The organism is Corallococcus sicarius (genome assembly GCF_003611735.1).
In the GTDB taxonomy this organism is placed as follows: domain Bacteria; phylum Myxococcota; class Myxococcia; order Myxococcales; family Myxococcaceae; genus Corallococcus; species Corallococcus sicarius.
In genome coordinates this window covers 34,468-55,908 of sequence record NZ_RAWG01000017.1, presented here as the reverse complement: position 1 = coordinate 55,908, position 21,441 = coordinate 34,468, and the positions used below count along the sequence as shown (strand labels likewise).

The window sequence follows — 21,441 nt, the reverse complement described above, 5'->3', positions numbered from 1 at the left end:
CGGACGGCATGGACGCCTCGCTCGTCGGCCGCGCGAAGGCCCAGGGCAGGCCCGACTCCGAGAAGAGGAGCCACCGCCGGAAGATGCGCAGGAAGGCGCGCAGCTCCAGGTGTCCCGTGACGATGCGCAGCGGCGTGTGGATGACGCGGTTCTTCCACCCGGCCTCGTGCAGCCGGCGCCCCAGGTACATGTCATCCACGAGTTCGCCGGCGGCGCAGCCCACGCCCCCGATGGCCGCGAGCGCCTCGCGGCGGAAGACCATCAACTGCCCCATGATGAAGGGCAGCGCGCCATCCGGCCCCGACGTGCGCGCCACCGACGCGCCGTACCACGCATTCACCAGCAGCCCGTAGGCCACGTCCCCCGCGAGGGGCGCGTCCGCCGCCGCGTACACGGGCGCGAACGTGGCGCCCGTCCGCGCATCCTCCAGCAGCGCCCCCACCAACGCCGTCAGCGCTCCGGGCGCGGGCCGCGTGTCCGAATCGCTGAAGGCCAGCAGCGTGCACCGCGAGCAGGCCACGCCCACCTGCATGGCGTTGAGCTTCCCGGTCAGTTCCTCTGGAGGCTCGCCCGCCACGACCACCTCCGCCCGCCGCGCGCGCGTCGGAGCCTTCCCCAGCTCCTCCCGCGTGAGGGCGAACGCCGGGTCGTCCTCGCTGTCGAAGACGAAGAGCACCTCCCACTCGCCGGGGTAGTCCAGCGCGAGCAGCGCGCGCACGTTCTGCCGCGCCTCCACGTCCAGGCCCCGGATGGGGCGGATGACCGTCACCGAAGGCGGGTCGAACGCCCTCGCGGCCAGCGCCGGACGGCGCCGCAGACCGGCCATCAGGCCGATGTGCCCCCGGAGCAGCACGCCCAGCGCCGCCGCCCCCGCTGCCGCCCACCCCACGTCGCGTGTGTTCATGGCGTCTCCCCCCGCGTCCTGCCCGGCGCGTGCAGGTGTCTGACGTGCGCGGAGTGGCCGGGGCCCCACCAGTTCAGGTCCCCCATCAGGCGCATCATCGAAGGGACGATGAGCACCCGGACCAGCGTGGCATCCAGCGCCACCGCGATGGCCATGCCCAGCCCCATCGCCTTCACCACCACCACCGACGCCAGCGAGAAGGCCGCGAACACGGCGACCATGATGGCCGCCGCGCTGGTGATGAGCCCTCCGGTCCGCTCCAGCCCTTCCGCCACCGCGTGGGTGTTGTCCCCGGTGCGCAGCCACTCCTCGCGGATGCGGCTGAGCAACAGCACCTCGTAGTCCATGGACAGGCCGAACAGGGCGCAGAACAACAGGATGGGCAGCGACGGTTCAATCGGCCCGGGCTCGAAGTCCAGGAGCCGGTGCAGGTGCCCCTCCTGGAAGATCCACACCAGGGCCCCGAACGAGCCGGCCAGGGAGAGCAGGTTCATCAGCAGCGCCTTCAAGGGCAGCACCACGGAGCGCAGGAGCACGAACAGCACCACGCACGTCATCCCCATCACGAAGGCCACCGCGGCGGGCGTGTGCCGCTTCACGAAGGCCGTCGCATCCACGTCCGTCGCCGTCTGCCCGCCCACCACGAGCCGCCCGTCCCCCACCGCGCGGTCCTGGCGCAGCGTCCGCACCAGGTCCCGCGCCTCGCGGCTGCTGGGCGCCTGCGACGTCAGCACCTGCAACACCGCCACGTTGTCCGTGAGGTACGCGGCCCGCGCCGCGCGCAGCTCCGGGGGCAGGGCCTGGAGGGGCGCGCCCGCCAGTTGCTGCACCGTGGCCCGGTCCATCCCGGGGACCAGGTCCACCGCGCTCTCCACGCCCACCACGCCGGGCAGGGCTGCGATGCGGCGGCTCGCGTCGTGGAGGGCGCCCGCGCGCTCCGGCGTGAAGGGATTGCCTGACGGGAACTCCACCGCCACCAGCACCCGCGTGGCGGCCTCACGAGGAAACAGCCGGGCCAGCGTCTCCGCGCCCTGGCGGGCCTCGGTGTGCGCGGGCAGCGCCGTGATGTCCGTGGCCGCCAATTCCAGGCGCCGGAACGGCAGCCCCATGGCGAGCAGGAGCGTGAGGGTTGGCAGCAGCACCCACCAGGGATGCCGCATCACCCAGGTGGCCAGGGCATGCCAGAGGCCGCCGCGCCCGGTGCCGCGCGCGAAGGGCAGCCGCCCCTTGTCCACGCGCGGCCCCAGCCAGGAGAGCAGCGCGGGCAGCACGGTGAGCGCGAAGAGCACCGCGAAGGCCACCACCAGGGCGCCCCCCAGCCCCATGGCGCTCAGGTACGAGCCGCGAAAGAAGAGCAGGCCCGCGAGCCCCACCGTGACGGCGAGCCCCGAGAACGCCACCGCCCGCCCCGCGGTGTCCAGCGTTCGCATCAGGGCCTGCTCCGTCGTCAGGCCCTCCGCGAGCTCCGCGCGGAAGCGACTCACGATGAAGAGCGAGTAGTCGATGGCCACGCCCAGCCCGATGAGCGAGACGACGTTGAGCGTGTACTGGGCCATGTTCGTCACGCGCGACAGCAGCAGCACGCCCGCCACGCCGCAGAGCACCGCCAGCCCCCCCACCACCAGCGGCAGCATCGCGGCCACCACCGTGCGGAACACCCACAGCAACACCACGAGCGCCAGCGGGAACGAGAGCAACTCCGCGCGCAGCAGGTCGTGCTCCAACAGCTCGTTCAACGCGGACAGGAAGGCCACCTTGCCGGTGAGCGTCGTCTGGAAGCGCGGGTCCTCCAGCGCCTTGCGCACGGTGGGGAACGCGGCGGTCGCCTCGCGCTCGCCGCCCTTGAGCCGCACCAGCGCCAGCAGGTCGTGGCCCGTCTTCGCCACGAAGCGGGCGCGAAAGGCGTCGGGCGCTCCCACCGGCGACACCACCGACTCCACCTCGGGCAGCCGCTCCACGCGCGCCAGCACCGACGCCACGGCCTCGCCAAAGCGCGGGTCGTCCGTCGTCCAGTCGTCGCGGTGGAAGATGACCGCCAGCGTCTGGTCGGTCGACCCCGCGGCGGCGCCCCGGGCCAGCGCCTCGGCCCGCGCGGACTCGATGCCCTCGATGGTCCCGGTGGTGAGGTGCCCGCCCTGGAGCAGCGCCCAGACCGCCAGGGCGAGCAGCACGCCCGCGCCCCCCAGCACCCGCCCCCGGTGCCGGTGCACACCGCTGGCCAGCCGGGTGAACAAGGAAGCCCCAGCGCCCGCCGGGTCGCTCATGGCGAGGGCCCTTCCTGGAAGGACGCGAGCAGCTCCCGCGCGGTCTCCACCTTGACGCTGCCGCGCTCCACGAGCATCAGCGCCACCTTCTCCACGTCCAGCCCGCGCGCGCCGGCCGTCACCGCGACACACCGCGCGTGCAGCGCCATGTGTCCCTTCTGGATGCCCACCGAGCCCAGCGCGCGCACCGCCGCGAAGTTCTGCGCGAGCCCCACCGACGCGAACACCTGGGCCAGCTCGCGCACGTTGCCGACGCGCAGGAGCTTGAGCCCCAGCCGCGCGCCGGGATGTACCTTGGTGGCCCCGCCCACCATGCCCAGCGCCAATGGCAGCTCGATGCGCCCCACCAGGTGGCCCTGCTCCAGCGTCCAGCGGGACAGCGGCCCGTAGCGGCCCAGACGGCACGCATAGGCATGCGCGCCTGCCTCGATGGCCCGCCAGTCCTGCCCCGTGGCGATGGCCACCGCGTCAATCCCATTCATCACGCCCTTGTTGTGCGTGGCCGCGCGGTACGGGTCCGCCTCCGCGAAGCGGCTCGCCTGGAGGATGCCCTCGGCGATCTCCTCGCCCGGCAGGTCGAAGTCCGCCAGCGCCTCCACGGGGATGCGGCAGGAGGCGCGCGCCAGTCGCTGGTCGGCGAGGTTGGACAGGATGCGCACGAAGACGCGGCCCCCGGTGAGCTGCTCGATGAGCGGCGCCACCCCTTCCGCCATGGTGTTGATGAGGTTGGCGCCCATGGCCTCCTGCGTGTCCACCAGCAGGTGCACGATGAAGAGCGGCTCGCCCTGCGGTCCTTCTGGCGCGGGCAGGATGCGCACCTGCACGTCGCGCGCGCCGCCCCCCCGTCGCTGGAGCGCCGGGTGGAAGCTGTTGGCCAGGGCGAGGAGCTGTTCTCTTCCCGCCAGCACGCGCTCCCGGGCGACCTCCGGCACGCCGTAGCGGGTGAGCTGCACCTGTCCAATCATCATCGACGCGTCCGCGTCCGCGGTGAAGCCGCCCGCCTCGCGCACCACCTTCGCCGCGAAGGACACCGCGGCCACCACCGACGGCTCCTCCACCGCCATGGGCACCAGGTGGTCGCGCCCGTTGACGGTGAGGTTCAAACCCAGACCCAGCGGCAGGGCGAACACCCCCACCGCGTTCTCGATCATCTGGTTCACGACGTCGAAGGACGGCGCCCCCGGCGCCCGCAGCTCGCCCAGCTCCTCCGGTGTGACATGCCCCCGCTGCGCCAGCTCCCTCCACCGCGCGTCCACGCTGCGGCGGTGGAACCCCGGCAGGCGAGAGGACGGCATGTCCAGCGCGACCGCCGGCAATCCTTCGTCCACCACTCCCGACATACTTCCCCCCATCGCTCGACCCGTGACGAACCAGGGAACTGGTGACGGCCGGGGGCGTTGGACAGGGGGCAGCGGGGATTTCATCCCCTGGGGCGATATGGGACCGGACGGCGGGGCCGGGTTCCTGCCCTCGACCGTTGGTCAGCGGAGGACAGCTCCTCCCGGAGGGGCATCCGCATCGCGGCGCAGTACGAAGAAGTACGGTGCCGGCATCCCTCGCGCGTCCATCACCCCGAGCACCGTGTCCGCGTCCACCTTGCGGAACACGTCATTCGTCGGCCAGTCGTCGTAGATCATCGTCGCGCTGAGCTGCCCGCGGTACTCCGTCATCCGCAGCCGCGCCTTGAACTTCCCGGTCTCCACATCCGCCCGGTGAGGGCCCACCGGACCGCGAAGCGTCGGCGACGGCCACTTGCGCGGATCCACCGGAAACACGGAGGCGCGGTCCTCGGTGAAGAACAGCAGCGGGTGCACGCTCTCCGCGTCGATGAACTGCTTGCCGTACCAGCCGGTCGCAGCCAGCATTCCGTCCATCGGGTGCCCCGTCTGGAGTTCGCTGCCCTTCCACGTGCCGCGCATGAAGGTGAGCTCCACCGTGGGCAGGCTGTCGAACAACGTGAGCGCCTCTTCGGCGCGGATGCGCCCTGCCTTCACCGCTTCGTCCAGCGTCATGACGTCCCTCCTGCGTGCATGCGCAGCACCGGCTTGATGACCGTGCGCGTCTCCATGTCGTGCACCGCGTCGTTGATGGCCTCGAAGGCATGGACCCGGATGAGCTTCTCCAGCGGAAAGCGTCCTTCAGCGTGCAGCGCGACCAGCTTGGGGATGAAGACCTTCGGGTCGGCGTCTCCCTCAAGGATGCCGACCAGCCGCTTCCCGGAGAGGAGCGCGGTCATCGGGAGCGTGACCTCCGCCGTGTCGCGCTCCGGCAGGCCGAGCAGGCCGCACGTGCCCAGGGGGCGCGTCACGTCGAACGCCTGACGCAACACCTGGGGCGAGCCGACGCACTCCAGCGCGAAGTCCACCCCACCCCGGGTGCGCTTGCGGAGCGTCTTCGTCAGCTCCGGCTCGCCCGCCAGGAACGTGTCGGTGGCGCCCAGTTCGCGCGCGAGCTCCAGCCGCTCCGCGCTGAGGTCCACCGCGAGGATGCGCGCCGCGCCCGCGACCCGCGCCGCCATGATGGCCGCGAGGCCAACGGAGCCCGCTCCGAAGACGGCGAGCTGCTGTCCCGCCTGAAGCCGGAACGCCTCCAGCACCGCGCCCGCACCGGTCTGGAACCCACAGCCCAGCGGCGCGAGCAGCTCCAGCGGCGCCGACGCGGGGACCTTCACCGCGTTGTGCTGGTGCGCCAGCACGTGCGTGGCGAACGACGACTGGTGGAAGAAGCTCGAGCAGATGGGCTCCCCGCGCCAGCGCATGGGGAAGGAGCCGTCGGGCCGCGCGCCGGAGAGGTTCCCGTCCGCCCCCCGCTCGCAATATGCAGGATGTCCGCGCGCGCAGGTGCCGCACGCGCGACACGAGAAGTAGCTGAGGAGGACCGCGTCGCCGGGCACGAAGTCCCCCACGCCCTCCCCCACGGCCTCCACCACGCCCGCGCCTTCGTGGCCCAACACCCTGGGGAACGGGAAGCGCCCCGCGCCCGCCCGGTACGTCAGGTCGGTGTGACAGATGCCGCTCGCGGTCACCCGCACCCGCAGCTCGCCGGCACGCGGCGACTCGAGTTCGACGTCGTCGATGACGAAGGGCCCCTTCACCGCGTGCAGCAGCGCGGCACGTACCGGAAGTCTCATGCGGCCCATCCTATTGGCAATCCGCCAATAATGTCGCGTTGAAGCGGTTCCCGGCTATGACTTCAGGACGATTGGCTGCCTGCCCTGACAGAGGGCGCACGAGCATCCGCCCCCCTGGCGTGAGCCGGGCGAATCGGCCTTCCGGAACCCGCGTTGAGGGGTCAACCTTCAGCTCGCACGCGCCGCCCGGCCTGAAGGAGCGCATGGTAGCGAACGCCCTCGATGAGCACCTCGACCCGCACGAGCGCAACGGCGCCCAGCGCTTCTGAGACGTTGGATCCGCTGCACCGCGAGGCCTCGGCGGTGCTCGCGGGCGGAGGCGAGATGGGCGCGTTGATGCGCTCCATCGACTGGACGCAGACCCCCGTGGGCGCGCCCGGGACGTGGCCCCAGTCCCTGCGCACGGCGGTGAGCATCCTGCTCGAGTCGCGCTTCCCCATGTACATCGCGTGGGGACCGAAGCTGGTCCAGTTCTACAACGACGGGTACCGGCCGGTGCTGGGCGCGACGAAGCACCCCGCCGCCATGGGCCACACCGCGCAGAGCACGTTCGCGGAGAGCTGGCACATCATCGGCCCGATGTTCGAGGGCGTCAGGCAGGGCACGGCGGTCGGCTCCGAGGACTGGATGCTGCCGCTGGACCGCAACGGCTACCTCGAGGAGTGCTACTTCACCTATTCGTACAGCCCCATCCGGGACGAGAGCGGCGGTGTCGCGGGGGTGCTCGTCACCCTCACGGAGACCACCGGCCGGGTGATTGGCGAACGGCGGCTGCGCACGCTGAGGGACCTCGCGACGCGGGTGGGGGCGGTCAAGCGCGAGGAGGATGCGTGGCGCGAAGCGGCGCTCGCGCTGCAGGCCAACGACTTCGACGTTCCCTTCGCCCTGCTGTACCGCCAGGGGGACGCGGACGAGGGCCCGGAGCTGGTGGCGACGGCGGGCTGGGGAATGGACGCCGCAGCCCCAGCCGCGCTCTTCAACATGGACACCACGGCCCCCGTATGGCCCTTCGCCCAGGCGCTGGGCTCCCAGGGGCCGCGGTTCGTCCCGGACGTGCACGCGCGCTTCGGGGAGCTGCCCGGCGGCAGGTGGCCCGAGCCCCCCCGCGCGGCGTGGGTCTTCCCCATCACCCGCGTCGGCGCCGAGCGCCCCTACGGCTTCCTCGTCGCGGGCGTGAGCGCGAGGCGCGCCCCGGACGACGACTACCGCGGGTTCCTGGGGCTGGTGGCGGACCACATCGCGACGGCCCTGGGCAATGCCCGCGCCTACGAAGAGGAGAAGCAGCGGGCGGAGGCCCTGGCGGAGATCGACCGCGCGAAGACGGCCTTCTTCAGCAACGTGAGCCACGAGTTCCGCACGCCGCTGACCCTGATGTTGGGCCCCATCGAGGACGGCCTCGCGGATGCCCAGGCGCCGCTGCCCCCCGCGCAGCGCGAGCGGCAGGAGCTGGTGCGCCGCAACGGCCTGCGCCTGCAGAAGCTGGTCAACACGCTGCTCGACTTCGCCCGCCTGGAGGCGGGGCGCGCCCAGGTGTCCTACGTCCCCACGGACCTCGCCGCGCTTACCGCGGAGCTGGCGAGCAACTTCGACTCCGCGGTGGCGTCCGCCGGGCTCAAGCTGTGCGTGGACTGCCCGGCGCTGCCCGAGCCCGTCTACGTGGACCCGTCCATGTGGGAGAAGGTTGTCCTGAACCTCCTCTCCAACGCCTTCAAGTTCACCTTCGAGGGCGAGGTCCGCCTCGCGCTGAAGTGGCTGGGCGAGCACGTGGAGTTCACCGTCGAGGACACGGGCACCGGCATCCCGGAGGAGGAGCTGCCGCGCATCTTCGACCGCTTCCACCGCGTGGAGGGCGCCCGGGGACGCAGCCACGAGGGCACCGGCATCGGGCTCGCGCTGGTGCAGGAGCTGGTGCACCTGCACGGGGGACGGGTGACGGTGAGCAGCGTGCTCGGCAAGGGGAGCACCTTCCGCATCCTGCTGCCCACCGGCTCCGCGCACCTGCCCCAGAAGCCGGGCGCGCCGGTGCGCACGCTCACGTCCACCGGCATCGGCCCCGGCGCGTTCCTCGCGGAGCTGTCCCAGTGGAACGAGGCCGGGCCTTTGCCCGTCGCGGCGCTGGCCCCCACCCACTCCGGCATCCGCATCCTGGTGGCGGACGACAACGCCGACATGCGCGCCTACCTCTCACGGCTCCTGGCGCCGCACTGGGGCGTGGAGGTGGTGGGCGACGGCGGACAGGCGCTCGAAGCCGCGCGGGCCCGTCCCCCCGACCTCATCCTCTCCGACGTGATGATGCCGGGGGTGAACGGCCTGCAGCTGGTCCAGGCCCTGCGCGCGGAGGAACGCACGCGCGCCATTCCCATCCTGCTGCTGTCCGCGCGCGCGGGCGAGGAGGCCACCATCGAGGGGCTCAGCAGCGGCGCGGACGACTACCTCGTCAAGCCCTTCTCCGCGAACGAACTCATCGCCCGCGTCAACGCCCAGCTCACGGTCGCGAAGCTCCGCCAGGAGGCGCTCAACGCGGAGCGCGCGCACGTGGCGCAGGCCGAGCGGCTCCTCGAGGAGTCGCGCCGCGCCACCCGCCAGCGCGAGGAGACGCTCGCCGTCGTCAGCCACGACCTGCGCTCGCCCCTGAGCACCATTCGCGCCGCCACCGACCTGCTCCAGCGCACCCCCGCCGAATCCGAAGCGGGCAGCCGCGTGCACAAGCAGGCCCACGCCATCCGGCGCTCCGTGGACCGGATGAACCGGCTCATCGAGGACCTGCTGGACCTGGCGAGCATCGACGCCGGGACGCTCGCCATCGAGGTGCGCCCGCAACCCGTCGAGGAGCTGGTCCGCGATGTCCGGGAGGGCTTCGAGCCCCAGGCCGCGGAGAAGGGCCTGCGGCTCATTGTGGAGCAGGAGCAGGAGCAGGAGCAGGAGCCCGGGCTCACCCTGGGGTGCGACAAGGAGCGCCTCCTGCAAGCGCTGGGCAACCTGCTCTCCAACGCGCTGAAGTTCACCCCTCCCGGCGGCAGCATCCACCTGCGGGTGGGGACGGAGCCCGGGACGGACGCCCTGCGCTTCAGCGTGGCGGACACCGGGCCGGGGATCCCCGCCAGCGTGCAACCGCACCTCTTCGACCGCTACTGGCACGCGGCGCAGAAGCGGCGCGAAGGCCATGGCCTGGGCCTCTCCATCACGAAGGGCATCGTGGAGGGCCACGGTGGGCGCATCTGGGTGGAGAGCGCTCCCGGCGGGGGCGCCACCTTCCACTTCGTCATTCCGCGCGAACAGCAGCCCCCAGCCGTCCCAGCGGCGGCGCCTGCCCCACCGACAGCGCGACCGGCCACGGAGGAGCCCTTCCTCCAGGCCGGCGGCGACATGGGCGCCCTGATGCGGGCCCATGACTGGTCCGGCAACTCGCTGGGCCTGCCCGCGCGCTGGCCCCAGTCCCTGCGGACGTCCGTCAGCACGATGCTGCGCTCGCCCTACCCCATCATCCTCTTCTGGGGTCCGGAGCTGCGCATGCTCTACAACGACCCGTTCCGCCCCATCCTGGGCGCGAAGCATCCCCAGACGCTGGGCGCGCGCGGAAGCGAGGCGCTCGTCGAGGAGTGGGGCCAGCTGGGGCCGTTGATCCAGCGCGCCCAGGACACGGGCGAGCCCATCTACATCGAGGACGGGAACGTCAACTTCGCGCGCCGCCCCGGCGGCCTCCGGGAGGAGTCCTACTTCACCTGGTCCTACAACCCGACGATCGGCGAGTCGGGGGAGATCGCCGGGCTCTTCGCCATCGCGAGCGAGACGACGCGCCAGGTGGTGGGCGACCGCCGGCTGGGAATCCTCCGGGAGCTGTCCATCCGGACGGCCCTGAACAAGACGGTCGAGGGCATCTTCCGCTCGCTGGAGGAGGTCCTCTGCCAGGCGGGGCACGACGTGCCCTTCGCGCTCCTCTATGTCGTCACCGCGGAGCAGGCGCGCCTGGTGAGCTGCGCGGGCCTGGAGCGCGGGGTGCCCGCCGCGCCCCTCCAACTGGCGCTGGCCGACACGGCCTCGTCGTGGCCGCTCGCGAGCGTCGCCCGTTCGGCGCAGGAGGCGCTGGTGGAGGACCTGGCGCAGCGCTTCGGTCCCCTTCCCGGCGGGCCCTGGCCCGAGCCCACGACGCGCGCCCTCGTCCTCCCGGTGCCCATGGGCGCGGAGACGGAGACGACGGCGGTGCTCGTGGCCGGCCTGAGCCCCCTGCGCGCGTTGGACGAAGAGTACCGCGGCTTCCTGCAGCTGCTGGCGCGGCAGCTCGCCGCCAGCATCTCCAGCGCCCGCGCCTATGAGCAGGAGAAGCAGCGGGCGGAGGAGCTGGCGCGGCTGGACGCGGCGAAGACGGCGTTCTTCAGCAATGTCAGCCACGAGTTCCGCACGCCGCTCACGCTCATCCTCGGCCCCGTCGAGGACGCGCTGGCGAAGACGCCGAAGTCGTTGGATGGAGAGCCGCTGGAGCTCGTGCGCCGCAATGCCCTGCGGCTCTACAAGATGGTCAACACCCTGCTCGACTTCTCCCGGATGGAGGCGGGGCGGGCCCAGGCCAGCTACGTGCCCGTGGACCTGGCGTCCTTCACCACGAGCCTCGCGAGCGCCTTCCAGTCCGCGGTGGAGAGCGCGGGCCTGCGGCTGGTGGTGGACTGCCCGCCCCTGCCCGAGCCCCTCTACGTGGACCCGGAGATGTGGGAGAAGGTTGTCCTCAACCTGCTCTCCAACGCGGTGAAGTACACCTACCACGGGGAGATCCGCGTGAGCCTGCGGTGGGAGGACGCGCAGGCGGTCCTCCGCGTGCAGGACACGGGCGTGGGCATCCCCGAGGAAGAACTCCCGCGCGTCTTCGAGCGCTTCTACCGCGTCCGCGTCACCCAGGGCCGCAGCCACGAGGGGACGGGCATCGGGCTCGCGCTGGTGCAGGAGCTGGTGAAGCTCCACGGGGGCAGCGTCGGGGTGACGAGCCAGTTGGGCAAGGGCACCACCTTCACCCTGCGGCTGCCACGGGGGACGGCCCACCTGCCCCCGGACCGCGTCGAGCGCACGTCCCGGCCGCGCTCGGCCCCCGCGGGCGCCGCCCCCTTCGTCGAAGAGGCCCGCCGCTGGTCCACGGGCGTCAACGACACGGACGTCATCGTCCCGGACACCGCGGGCACGGCGAGCTCCGAGGCCCCGGCACAGGAGGTCTCCGCGGAGCTTGCCCGCTGCCGCATCCTCCTCGTCGACGACAACGCCGACCTGCGCGCCTACGTCGCGGGGTTGCTCAAGCGGGGCTTCCCCCACGTGGAGACCGCCACGAACGGGCAGGACGCCCTGGAGCAGGCGCGCCTGCGACCGCCGGACCTCATCCTCTCCGACGTGATGATGCCGGTGCTGGATGGCTTCGGACTGGTGCGCGCGCTGCGCGCCGACGAGCGCACGCGCGCCATCCCCATCATCCTGCTGTCCGCGCGGGCGGGCGACGAGGCCACGGTGGAGGGCCTGCAGAGCGGCGCGGATGACTACCTGGTGAAGCCCTTCTCCGCGCGCGAGCTGCTGGTGCGGGTGCGCACCCAGCTGGACATGGCCCGCGTGCGCCGGGAGGTGGTCCGCATCGCGGTGGAGAAGGATTCGCTGCGCGAGTCCGTGCGGACGCGGGACGAGTTCCTCCGGCTCGTCAGCCACGAGCTGCGCACGCCCGTGAGCGCCCTGTCGCTCAACGTCCAGTCCCTGGTGCGCAGCCTGGACGGCACGGCCACGGCCACGGACGCGGTGCCAGAGTCGGCGCGGGTGAAGGCGCGGACGACGGAGAAGCACCTCCAGCGCCTGGGGCGTCTGGTGGAGCAGCTGCTCGACGTGTCGGAGCTCGTCACCGGGCCGCTGGACCTCTCACCCGAAGAGGTGGACCTGTCGGCGCTCGCGGCCACCGTGGTGGAGCAGTCGCGGGAGAAGGCCCTGCGCGCTGACTCGGTCCTCACCCTGGAGGCGCCCCTGCCGGTGGTGGGGCGCTACGATCGCGCGAGGCTGCACCAGCTCCTCGACTGCCTGCTCGACAACGCCCTCAAGTTCGGGGCGGGCAAGCCCGTGGAGGTGAGCGTGGCGCGCGAGCCGGGCCGGGTGATGCTCACGGTCCGGGACCACGGCGCCGGCATCGGGCCGGAGGACCAGGAGCGCGTCTTCGGGCGCTTCGAGCGCGCCGTCCCCGCCAAGCACCACGGCGGCTTCGGGCTGGGGCTGTGGATCGCCCGCCACATCGCGGAGGCCCACGGTGGAAGCATCCACCTGGAGCCCACGGAAGGCGGAGGCGCCACCTTCACCGCGGTGCTGCCGCTGGATGGGACCCCGGGAGGGTGAGCTCCGGAGCCTCCGGAGCCGGGCGCCGCACGGGCGCCTTGCCGGCCCGGGGGATGAGGTGCGCCCGGTCGATGGAGCACAGCCCCAGCCGCTCCAGCGCGAGGCACGCCCAGTAGCCCAGGTCCACCTCGTGCGCCCGGTGGGAGAACGACGCGGACCCCGGGTAGGCGTGGTGGTTGTTCTGGAAGCCCTCCCCCAGGATGAGCCACGCCGCGAAGTGGTTGTTGCGGGAGTTGTCGCGCGTGTCGAAGTTGCGCCCGCCCAGGGCGTGGCCCAGCGAGTTCACCAGCCCGCCCTGGATGGGGTGGCTCATCATGCCGCCGAAGTACGCTGCCCCCAGAAGCCAGCCCCCCGCGAGACAGAGCCCCAGCGCCACGACGCCGTGGGCGACGTAGGGCAACCACCAGCGACCGCGCCGCGTGAGGATGTGGACGTCGAAGTCGAGCCCCTTCGCGTACTTCGTGTACGCGGGGTCCTTCTTCAACAGGCCAATCACGACCCGCTTGTAGCTGCGCAGCTGCTCCGCGCCGATGCCGAGCACGCCCACGTTCACCGGGGAGTGGGGGTCGAGCGGCGTGTCCGAGTGCTCGTGGTGCAGCCGGTGCATCACCACCCAGGACTTCGCGTCGATGCCTGTCACCCAGCTGCCCCCCGCCACCAACATCCGCTGAAGCACCGGGTGCAGCCGCACCGCCTTGTGCGCGAGCCCCCGGTGATAGCCCACGGAGATGACGAGCAGGTTCAGCAGATACGCCGCAAGGAAGACCAGCAGGCACCCAATCCAAGACATGGCACGCTCCAACAGGAATCCCTACCGACCCGTAACCTACCTGAAAGTAGGTTACGGTCCAGTAAGTTCCCTGTCAAGGTGCGCGGGTGCTCGCCCGGATGCCGGGCGGCGGTGCGGCTTCAGCGCGTGGCGGTGGGCATGGTGCCCTGGCTGTAGGTGTCACAGAGGGCCAGGTACTTTTCGCTGTCCATGTCGAGCGCGGCGACGCGCTGCTTCTTCACCTTGGGCTTGTCGAGGGTGGTCTTCACCTGGACCAGCTTCAGGATGGGAATGCCCATGTACGACTGGTTGAAGTAGACGTTCTCCTCCATCTCGTCCCAGGCGATGAGCACACCGTCCTCGAAGCGGATGCCATCCCGGCCAATGAGCAGCGCGGGCTTGCCCAGGCTGCCCAGGGGCCTGATGCATTTGAAGAGCATCACGACCGCACCAAAGGTGATGAAGGCGAAGACGGCCATCGCGCCCGTCTGGCCGATGGCATTCCAGGTGAGCCCCCCGAACAAGGCGAGGGCCAGCGTCCAGATGACCACGCCCACGATGAGCTTGAAGCGGGAGTAGTAGACGGCGTGCGGCTGCTCGGCCTTCTTCTTCGTCTGGGGGGAGCGGTAGATTTCCATGGTGTGATGTCCGGGTTGTGGGGGTGGAGGTCAGCCGGACAGGCGGTCTGACAGGTAGGCCAGCAGGACGGGCGCGTTGGGGACCTTCGCCTCGTCGATCTTCCGGGACTTGCCCTGGGCGACGATGATCAGCTCGCGCGTCGCCGCGCCCTCGTCCAGTTCGTCCTGGAGTCGGATGCTCTCGATGTCGTCCCAGCGGATCAGCTTCCCCTTGTGCGTCAATCCCGCGTCGCTGAGGGTCAACGGGCCGAAGCGCACCGACTCCCCGGCGGCGACCTGACGGTCCACGTCCTCCATCAGCCGGGGCACGACGTGGTCCAGCACCGTCTGGCGCAGGTCGTCCGCGTCGCTCCACAGACCCAGCCGCAAGCGGTAGGCCCCGTCGCGGTGATGCAGGACGACCCGGTCCTCCTGGTGCTGTTCGACGAGCGTGTGCACGTGGCGCCACGCGACCCGTGTGGCGCCATCGCGCAGCCCGTGTTCATCCACGCTCAGCGTGCCCGGCGCGCGGGTCCAGACGAAGAGGTCGCTGGCGCGCCAGCCGATGACGTAGATGCCGCAGGGCAGGCCGACGAGCAGGAAGAAGTACCCGAAGGCGCTCTGGAGCAGGCCTTCGATCACGAACCGCGGCAGCAGGTGCACGGAGGTGAAGAGGGCGAGGAGGACGGCCACCACGCCGTAGATGAACACGAGGCCCATGACGAGCCAGAAGACGGCGTGCCTGGGAAAGATCAGGGTGTGCGAGCGCTTCAGCAAGGCCGGGGCGGTATAGAGAATTGCATCACCCCTTGCGAACGCATTCGACGCGCGGGCCCGCAGGAGCGCACCTTCTCACCGGATGAGACAGCCTTTGTCTGTTCTTTGAGGAAGTGCCGTGATGGATGAACAAGGAATGTCAGCAAACCTTGTATCGGACACGGCCCCTACCGGGGAGCGCCCTGCGCGACCCAGTCGATGACGGCCTGCTTCTGCGCGGCCGACAGGGGGCTCCCCTTCGGCATGGCGCCCCCGGAGCACGCGGGGCTGCTGTTGGTCGCGAGGATCTTGTCGATGAGGAAGCTCTGTCCTCGCAGCGGGCCGCAGGCCTGCACGCGCAGCCGCTGGCCACACCCCTTGCTGCTGGTGGGGACGCCGACCAGCTCGTTGTAGGTGTTGCCGGGGGTGAGGTTCACCGGCGTGGAGGCGGTCGCATGACAGCCGCTGGTGGCGCAGGTCGCCGTGAAGAGGGGCTGCACGTCCGTGGCCAGCGTGGCCACCTTGCTGGCCACGCCGAACGTCGCGGGCGCGGACACCTCCCGGCCCGGCGCCGGGTGGACGACGGTGACGGTGGCGGCATTGCCCACGGGCGCGGAGGCCACCAGCGCGGCGGGAATGGAGGCGCGCAGCTCGCCCGGGCTGATGAAGGTCGCGGCCACCGTCGTGCCGTTGAAGGAGAGGCTCGCGCCCTCCTTGAAGTTCATCCCCTGCACGGTGAGGGTGAAGGCCCCCGAGCCCGCCACCGTGCCGCAGGGCGACAGCGATGACACCGTGGGGAGCACCACGCCCGACGCGGTGACGGTGAAGACGAGGCTGGCGCTGGCGCCGCCCCCGGGCGCCGGGGTGACGACCCGCACCTGGTGCGTGCCGGCCCGCGCCGTCACCGACGCCGCCACGCGGGCCTCCAGCCGCTGCGGACCGTCATGGGTCGTGACCACGGGGAGGCCGTCCACCTCCACCTGGCTTTCGGCCACGAAGCCGCCGCCCCCCACGGAGAGCAGCACCTCGCCCACCCCCTCCTGCACGGCGGAGGGAGTGAGGGTGTCGAGCGTTGGGACCGGGTTGGCGGGCAGGCCTCCATCCGTGGCGGAGGTGGAGGGCTCGGGCGCACCGGCGCAGATCCACCCGGCCACGTCTCGCAGCGCGGCGGCATCCAGGGAGGGGCCGCCCTGGGGCATGCGCCCCTGCGCGTCCGGCAGCAGCTTGAGGTACAGGCGGCTGCGCTCCGGGTGGCCGGGATCCACGAGCAGGAGCGAGGAGTCTCCGAGCGAGGGCCGCTGTACGGTGGCCTGCCACAGCTCGTGGGCGCTCCGGAAGGTCAGGCCGCCCGCGCCGGTGTCGTGGCACCCCACGGTGCAGCCCGTAGGGCGCTCCGCGGCGAAGTGCGCCGCATGGACCTCCTCCAGCGTGCGGGGGGCGACGCCCTCGCAGGCGCTCGCGGCGGGGGTGCCGGGCTCGGGGAGCACCTCGGCGTCCCGCTGCTCGACACAGCCTGTCAGGCCCCACAGGGCAAGCCACAGCATCCGCGCGGACAGCGAGGCGCGCGAGGTCACACCGGCCGTGGGGGCGCTCCGGATGGCTTCTGCCCGCATGACAGGAAGGACTCGCGTCCCCTCGCTTCGGCCACAATGGGGCTGGGGGTGACGCACGCGGAGCGCGCCGCGAGTCCGGCGTGATGCGCCTTGCGCTTTCTTGCGCTCAGCCCGCGTCCGCCATCGCGGGCAGGCGCACGGTGAAGCGCGCGCCGCCCAGGGGTCCGTGCCCCACCGCGACGGTGCCGCCGTGCTGGGTGACGATGGCGTGCACGATGGAGAGCCCCAGCCCGCTTCCGCTCGCCTTGGTGGTGAAGAAGGGCTCGAAGAGGCGCGCGTGCACGTCGGCGGGGATGCCGGGGCCGCTGTCGTCCACGCACAGCGCCACCTCGTCGCCCTGGAGGCTCGCGCTGAAGCGCACGCGGCCTCCCGGGGGCGTCGCCTGGAGCGCGTTGAGCGCGAGGTTCAGCAGCACCTGGCGCAGCCGCTCTTCATCCCCCCGCACCACGGCCACCCGCGTGGGCTCCACCTCCAGCGCCACGTCCCGCTCCTCCGCCTGACCCGACAGCAGGCTGCGCACCCGTTCGAGCAGCGGCGCGACCTCTACCGCGTCCGACTGGAACTCGCGCGGACGGGCGAACTGGAGGAAGTCCTCCAGGATGTGATCCAACCGGCGGATCTCATCCCGCACGAGCAGCAGCGGCTCCAGGAGCGGCCCCTGGACGGCGTCCTCCAGCCTGCGCACCCGCCGCTCCAGGACGGTGAGCTGCAGTCCGGCGGCGTTGAGCGGGTTGCGGATCTCATGGCTCAGGCCCGCCGTCAGCGTGCCCACCGCCGCCAGCTTCTCCGTCACCTGCGCCCGCCGGGCCAGCTCCCGCTTCTCGCGGTGCAGCCGCACCTGGCGCAGCGCCTGCTCCAGGGTGAGCAGCAGCTCCGGGGTGGCGCAGGGTTTGAGCAGGTACGCGCACGCGCCCGCGTGCACCGCGGCCACCGCCGCCTCCAGCATGCCCAGGCCGGTGAGCAGCACCACCTCGCCGTCCGGCATCAGCTCCTTGAGCCGCGGCGCGAGCGACGTGCCCTCCCCGTCCGGCAGCCGCACGTCCACGAGCGCGACGTCGAAGCCCGACTTCGCCCGCGCCAGCGCGCCCTCGCAGCTCGTCGCGCTCGACACCTCGTAGCCCTCGTCCCCGAGCAGCTCCGTCATGTTGTCGAGGAACGCCGCGTTGTCGTCCACCACCAGCACGCGGGGGCGGTACGGCAGGCCGGCCGCCTGCACCGGCGACGCCTTCATGGGCGGCTCCTGTGCAGTTGCTCCAGCGCGGCGAGCAGCACCCCGGTGTCGAACGGCTTGCGGATGAGCCGGCCGTCGAAGTCGCCGGGCAGCGCGTCCGGGTGGGCGGTGACGACGAAGGGGGTCAGCCCCGGGAAGCGCTCGCGCACGCGGCGCAGCGCCTCACCGTCGGGGCCGCCCGGCACCCGCAGGTCCACGAGCGCGGCGAAGGGGCTGACGGCGCCCAGCCGCTCCACCTCCGGCACGGAGCGCGCGGACACGGCCGTGAAGCCCCGGCCGCGCAGCACCTCCGTGAGGTTGTCCAAGAGGTGCGGGTCGTCCTCCACCAGCACCACGAGCCCGTCGCGCCGCGCCTGCGTGAGCAGCTCCACCAGCGCGCGCATGGGCACGGGCTTGGGCAGCACCGCGAGCACGCCCGCGTCCATCGCGCGCTCCAGCTCCACCTCGCCCGGGTGCGCGGTGATGATGATGGCCGCGAGCCCCGGGTCCAGCTGGCGCAGGTGATGCACCACGGAGGCGCCGCTCATCCCGGGCATCCGCATGTCGGTGATGAGCACGTCGTAGCGCTCCGCGCGCACGGCCGTCAGCGCCTCCTCGCCAGAGCCCACCACGCGCGCCACGTGGCCCGCGTCCTCCAATATCTCCGCGAGGTTCTCCGCGAAGGCCCGGTTGTCGTCCACCAGCAGGAAGCGGCCCATCAGGCGGCCTCCGGAGGCAGGGGCAGGTGCAGCACGAAGCGCGCGCCCCCCAGGCCGCCCTCGCGCGGGGCGTACACGATGCCGCCGCCGTGGCGCTCGACGATGCGCCGCACGAGCGCGAGCCCCAGGCCCAGCCCCCGCGCCTTGGTGGTCATCAGGGGCTCGAAGACGCGGGCGCGGATGGCCGGGTCCAGCCCTGGACCGCTGTCCTCCAGCACGAGCTGCACCGCGTGCGCACCGGACTCCGGGCGGCCCGCCTCCAGCCGCACCTCGCCGGCGGTGTCCCCCAGCGCCTGCACCGCGTTCTCCAGCAGGTTCACGAAGACCTGGATCAGTTGCACCGGGTCGCCTTGCAGCGGCGGCAGGCCGTCCAGCCCCCCGGCGCTCACCCGCACGTGGCCCGGAGGGGTGACGGTGGTCAGCGCGGACGCCCACACCTCCGCGAGCTGGAGCGGCGCGTGGGTGAGCGGGCGGGCGCGGATCATGTCCAGCAGGCTGGTGATGATGTGGTTCGCGATGCCCACCTGCTCGCCAATGCGATCCAGGTGCTTGCCCACGCGCGGATCCTCCAACGAGGCGGGGCGGCCCTTGAGGATGAAGAGCGACGTCTCAATCACGCCCAGCGGGTTGCGCAGCTCATGGCCGATGGAGCCCACCAGCTGCCCGAAGGTGGCGAGCCGCTCCGCGCGCGCGGCCTGGGCGAGCAGGTCCTCGCGGTACGTGTGGAGCATGATGGCCAGCTCCAGGTCCAATATCTTCCCCAGCGCGCGCCGCAGCCGCACGGCCTCGTCCGGCTGGTGGCGCAGCGACTCCTCCAGGACGTCCGTCAGCTCCTGGCGCAGCAGGTTCATGGCGCCGAACATGTAGTGCTGCGGCAGGCTGATGCGCACGTGCACGCGGCCGATGCGGCAGCGGCGCTCGAAGTACGCCGTGTCCCAGGGGCCCTGGAGCAGCGAGCCCATCCAGTGCTGGAGGGTCACCTTGAGGTGGCCCACCTGGCTCTCGCCGCCCTCCAGCGCCTTGCGCGCCTCGGGATGGTCGAGGATGCGCCGGTAGAAGACATCCGCGATGCGCTCGAAGTGGGCCTGGGCGAGCGGGTGCAGCGCGCGCAGGGCCTCTCCGTCCGCGGCGCTGAAGCCGACGTAGTGCTGGAGCTCCTCGAAGACGCTCTCGGTCCGGGTTTCCAACATCACTCCTCCCCCGAGGCTTCCGCCTCCGGGCTGGTGCCGCCGCCCGCGTACTCCTTGAGCTTGTACTGGATCTTCCGCACGCTGATGCCAAGCACCTCCGCCGCGCGCGTGGTGGAGCCCTCCACCATCTCCAGGGTGCGCAGGATGGCCTCGCGTTCAATGGCGGCGAGGCTCGCGCCGGGGATGAGCCGCTCGCTGGACTCGGAGCTGGGGCGCGGCCCGCGCAGCACGGGCGGCAGGTCGTCCGCGGTGAGCTCCTCACCCCGGCAGAGCACCACCGCGCGCTCCACCGCGTTCTCCAGCTCGCGGATGTTGCCCGGCCAGTCGTGGCTCATGAGCGCTTGCAGGGTGCCGGGCGCCAGCCCCTTCACGTCCTTGCCGTAGGAGGCGTTGCAGCGCTCGAGGAAGTGGCTGACCAGCGCGGGGATGTCCCCCTTGCGGCGGCGCAGCGGGGGCAGCGTCACCGCCACCACGTTGAGCCGGTAGTAGAGGTCCTCGCGGAAGCGGCCCGCCTTCACCTCCGCCTGGAGGTCGCGGTGGGTGGCCGCGACGATGCGCACGTCCACCTTCAGCGTCTGCGTGCCGCCCACGCGCTCGAACTCGCGGCTCTGCAGCACGCGCAAGAGCTTCACCTGCACGGCGAGGGAGATTTCACCAATCTCGTCGAGGAACAGGGTGCCGCCGTCCGCCAGCTCGAAGCGGCCCTCCTTGCGCGCGACGGCGCCGGTGAAGGAGCCCCGCTCGTGGCCGAACAGCTCGCTCTCCAGCAGCCCCTCGCTCAAGGCCGCGCAGTGCACCTTCACGAAGGGGCGCTCCCGGCGCGGGCTGAGCTCATGCAGCGCCTGGGCGACCAGCTCCTTGCCGGTGCCGCTCTCCCCGAGGATGAGCACGGTGGCCTTGGTGGGCGCGGCCTGCTGGATGAGGGCGTAGACGCCCTGGAGTTCGGGCGCGTCCCCGATGATGTTGCCCACCCGGAAGCGCTCCGCCACGCGCTCGCGCAGCTGGCGCGTCTCCGTCTTGAGCTGGCGCGTCTCCAGCGTCTTGCCCAGCACGACGAGCACCGCGTTCATGTCCAGCGGCTTGGTGAGGTAGCTCTCCGCGCCCGCGCGCATCGCCTCCACCGCCGCCTCCACGGACGCGAACGCCGTCATCACCACGAAGGTCGCGTCGCTGCCGGCCTCCCGCGCGCGGCGCATCAACGTGAGCCCGTCCATCCGGGGCATCCGCACGTCGGTGAGCACCGCCGCGGGCGAGAAGTCCGCGAGCAGGCCGAGCGCCTCGACGCCGTCCGCGGCCTCGCGCACCTCGAAGCCCTCCTCCTTGAGGATGGTGGCGATGGCGCGCCGTGCGTTCACCTCGTCGTCCACCACCAGGATGCGTTCGTTGGCCATGCCCCTGCTTACCAAAGATGCCCTGGGGGGGGCTTCCACCCGCCCCCCGTGACTCCCCTGGAAGAGCGGGTGGGCAGACACTCCCGGTGCAGCCACGGGCGCGAAGCTCAACGGTGGGCCCCCTGGGTCCGCCGGTCCGCGCACGTGAGGCAACAGCGCGCCTCCGGGACGGCGAGCAGGCGGTGTCGCCCGATGGCGCCCCCGCAGCGCTCACAGCCGCCGAAGCGGCCCTCTTCGATGCGCACGAGCGCCGCCTCCACCTCCTCCATCTCCAGGCGCTCCTGCCGCGTGAAGCTCGCTCCGTGCATGTTCGCGCTGAGGGAGGGGGCCCGGGCCCCGCTTCCGGGGACGGCCTCCGCGGACTCGCGCAGGGTGCGCAGCGCGTCCCGGCGACACAGCAGCATCTGGCGCGCCTGGATGATCATCGGGTCGGTGCTCATGGGGTCCTCGCGCTCCGGGCCTCCCAGAAGGGAGGGCCTGCACAGGCGCTGAGGGACTTCATGAAACGTGCCGGGCTCCGAGCCTGGCCCCAG

Annotated in this window: 15 protein-coding genes; 1 reads left to right on the top strand and 14 read right to left on the bottom strand. The window is 72.0% G+C overall.

Annotated features, from left to right (window positions below):
- The 5 genes from D7X12_RS04530 to D7X12_RS04510 form a co-directional block, all read right to left on the bottom strand.
- Positions 1–904 (bottom strand): glycosyltransferase family 2 protein (locus D7X12_RS04530; RefSeq protein ID WP_120624033.1); only part of this gene is annotated, 904 nt, incomplete at its 3' end.
- Positions 901–3,168: an MMPL family transporter gene (locus D7X12_RS04525; protein WP_120624032.1), complete on the bottom strand. Its 2,268-nt coding sequence runs from the start codon at positions 3,166–3,168 to the stop codon at positions 901–903. The genes D7X12_RS04530 and D7X12_RS04525, both read right to left, overlap by 4 nt.
- Entirely contained in the window at positions 3,165–4,508 is a 1,344-nt protein-coding gene (locus D7X12_RS04520) for a hydroxymethylglutaryl-CoA reductase, degradative (protein WP_167508975.1), read from the bottom strand. The genes D7X12_RS04525 and D7X12_RS04520 overlap by 4 nt, the downstream gene beginning before the upstream one ends.
- A 141-nt stretch (positions 4,509–4,649) precedes the next feature.
- The gene (locus D7X12_RS04515; protein WP_120624031.1) at positions 4,650–5,180 is read right to left on the bottom strand and encodes a DUF4334 domain-containing protein; all 531 of its coding nucleotides are present in this window, start codon (positions 5,178–5,180) and stop codon (positions 4,650–4,652) included.
- Positions 5,177–6,298 carry an NAD(P)-dependent alcohol dehydrogenase gene (locus tag D7X12_RS04510; protein ID WP_120624030.1) on the bottom strand — a complete coding sequence of 374 codons (1,122 nt, stop codon included), beginning with the start codon at positions 6,296–6,298 and terminating at the stop codon, positions 5,177–5,179. The genes D7X12_RS04515 and D7X12_RS04510 overlap by 4 nt, the downstream gene beginning before the upstream one ends.
- Before the next feature lie 222 nt (positions 6,299–6,520).
- On the opposite strand from D7X12_RS04510, the gene D7X12_RS04505 reads away from it, so the two are divergent.
- Complete coding sequence (locus tag D7X12_RS04505; protein ID WP_120624029.1) at positions 6,521–12,643, top strand: ATP-binding protein; 6,123 nt, start codon at positions 6,521–6,523, stop codon at positions 12,641–12,643.
- Here the strand turns inward: D7X12_RS04505 and D7X12_RS04500 are convergent.
- The 9 genes from D7X12_RS04500 to D7X12_RS04460 all read right to left on the bottom strand — a co-directional run bounded on the left by D7X12_RS04500 (position 12,603) and on the right by D7X12_RS04460 (position 21,348).
- Positions 12,603–13,433 (bottom strand): fatty acid desaturase, encoded by an 831-nt coding sequence (locus D7X12_RS04500; protein ID WP_120624028.1) that lies wholly within the window; start codon positions 13,431–13,433, stop codon positions 12,603–12,605. The two genes, D7X12_RS04505 and D7X12_RS04500, sit on opposite strands and share 41 nt — an antisense overlap.
- 119 nt (positions 13,434–13,552) lie before the next feature.
- Positions 13,553–14,050: a hypothetical protein gene (locus D7X12_RS04495; RefSeq protein WP_120624027.1), complete on the bottom strand. Its 498-nt coding sequence runs from the start codon at positions 14,048–14,050 to the stop codon at positions 13,553–13,555.
- Between the two features lie 30 nt (positions 14,051–14,080).
- Positions 14,081–14,749: a DUF6585 family protein gene (locus D7X12_RS04490; protein WP_244224339.1), complete on the bottom strand. Its 669-nt coding sequence runs from the start codon at positions 14,747–14,749 to the stop codon at positions 14,081–14,083.
- A 224-nt stretch (positions 14,750–14,973) separates the two neighbouring features.
- Positions 14,974–16,398: an IPT/TIG domain-containing protein gene (locus tag D7X12_RS04485; RefSeq protein WP_147443521.1), complete on the bottom strand. Its 1,425-nt coding sequence runs from the start codon at positions 16,396–16,398 to the stop codon at positions 14,974–14,976.
- A gap of 106 nt (positions 16,399–16,504) precedes the next feature.
- Positions 16,505–17,629, bottom strand: coding sequence for a sensor histidine kinase (locus D7X12_RS04480; protein WP_120624024.1), 1,125 nt, complete (start codon positions 17,627–17,629; stop codon positions 16,505–16,507).
- Positions 17,626–18,327 (bottom strand): response regulator, encoded by a 702-nt coding sequence (locus D7X12_RS04475; protein ID WP_120624023.1) that lies wholly within the window; start codon positions 18,325–18,327, stop codon positions 17,626–17,628. The genes D7X12_RS04480 and D7X12_RS04475 overlap by 4 nt, the downstream gene beginning before the upstream one ends.
- Entirely contained in the window at positions 18,327–19,517 is a 1,191-nt protein-coding gene (locus tag D7X12_RS04470; protein WP_120624022.1) for a sensor histidine kinase, read from the bottom strand. Before D7X12_RS04470 ends, D7X12_RS04475 begins: the two co-directional genes overlap by 1 nt.
- Positions 19,517–20,908, bottom strand: a complete 1,392-nt coding sequence (locus D7X12_RS04465) for a sigma-54-dependent transcriptional regulator (RefSeq protein ID WP_120624021.1) — start codon at positions 20,906–20,908, stop codon at positions 19,517–19,519. The genes D7X12_RS04470 and D7X12_RS04465 overlap by 1 nt, the downstream gene beginning before the upstream one ends.
- Before the next feature lie 107 nt (positions 20,909–21,015).
- Entirely contained in the window at positions 21,016–21,348 is a 333-nt protein-coding gene (locus D7X12_RS04460) for a TraR/DksA family transcriptional regulator (RefSeq protein WP_244224338.1), read from the bottom strand.
- Positions 21,349–21,441 lie beyond the last annotated feature (93 nt).

Bases quoted from the DNA above. Each gene is read 5' to 3' on its own strand.
- D7X12_RS04460 (WP_244224338.1), bottom strand. From the start codon at position 21,348: ATGAGCACCGACCCGATGATCATCCAGGCGCGCCAGATGCTGCTGTGT.
- D7X12_RS04465 (WP_120624021.1), bottom strand. From the start codon at position 20,908: ATGGCCAACGAACGCATCCTGGTGGTGGACGACGAGGTGAACGCACGG.
- D7X12_RS04500 (WP_120624028.1), bottom strand. From the start codon at position 13,433: ATGTCTTGGATTGGGTGCCTGCTGGTCTTCCTTGCGGCGTATCTGCTG.
- D7X12_RS04520 (WP_167508975.1), bottom strand. From the start codon at position 4,508: ATGTCGGGAGTGGTGGACGAAGGATTGCCGGCGGTCGCGCTGGACATG.
- D7X12_RS04510 (WP_120624030.1), bottom strand. From the start codon at position 6,298: ATGAGACTTCCGGTACGTGCCGCGCTGCTGCACGCGGTGAAGGGGCCC.
- D7X12_RS04490 (WP_244224339.1), bottom strand. From the start codon at position 14,749: ATGGGCCTCGTGTTCATCTACGGCGTGGTGGCCGTCCTCCTCGCCCTC.
- D7X12_RS04525 (WP_120624032.1), bottom strand. From the start codon at position 3,168: ATGAGCGACCCGGCGGGCGCTGGGGCTTCCTTGTTCACCCGGCTGGCC.
- D7X12_RS04495 (WP_120624027.1), bottom strand. From the start codon at position 14,050: ATGGAAATCTACCGCTCCCCCCAGACGAAGAAGAAGGCCGAGCAGCCG.
- D7X12_RS04515 (WP_120624031.1), bottom strand. From the start codon at position 5,180: ATGACGCTGGACGAAGCGGTGAAGGCAGGGCGCATCCGCGCCGAAGAG.
- D7X12_RS04485 (WP_147443521.1), bottom strand. From the start codon at position 16,398: ATGCGGGCAGAAGCCATCCGGAGCGCCCCCACGGCCGGTGTGACCTCG.
- D7X12_RS04480 (WP_120624024.1), bottom strand. From the start codon at position 17,629: ATGAAGGCGTCGCCGGTGCAGGCGGCCGGCCTGCCGTACCGCCCCCGC.
- D7X12_RS04475 (WP_120624023.1), bottom strand. From the start codon at position 18,327: ATGGGCCGCTTCCTGCTGGTGGACGACAACCGGGCCTTCGCGGAGAAC.
- D7X12_RS04470 (WP_120624022.1), bottom strand. From the start codon at position 19,517: ATGTTGGAAACCCGGACCGAGAGCGTCTTCGAGGAGCTCCAGCACTAC.
- D7X12_RS04505 (WP_120624029.1), top strand. From the start codon at position 6,521: ATGAGCACCTCGACCCGCACGAGCGCAACGGCGCCCAGCGCTTCTGAG.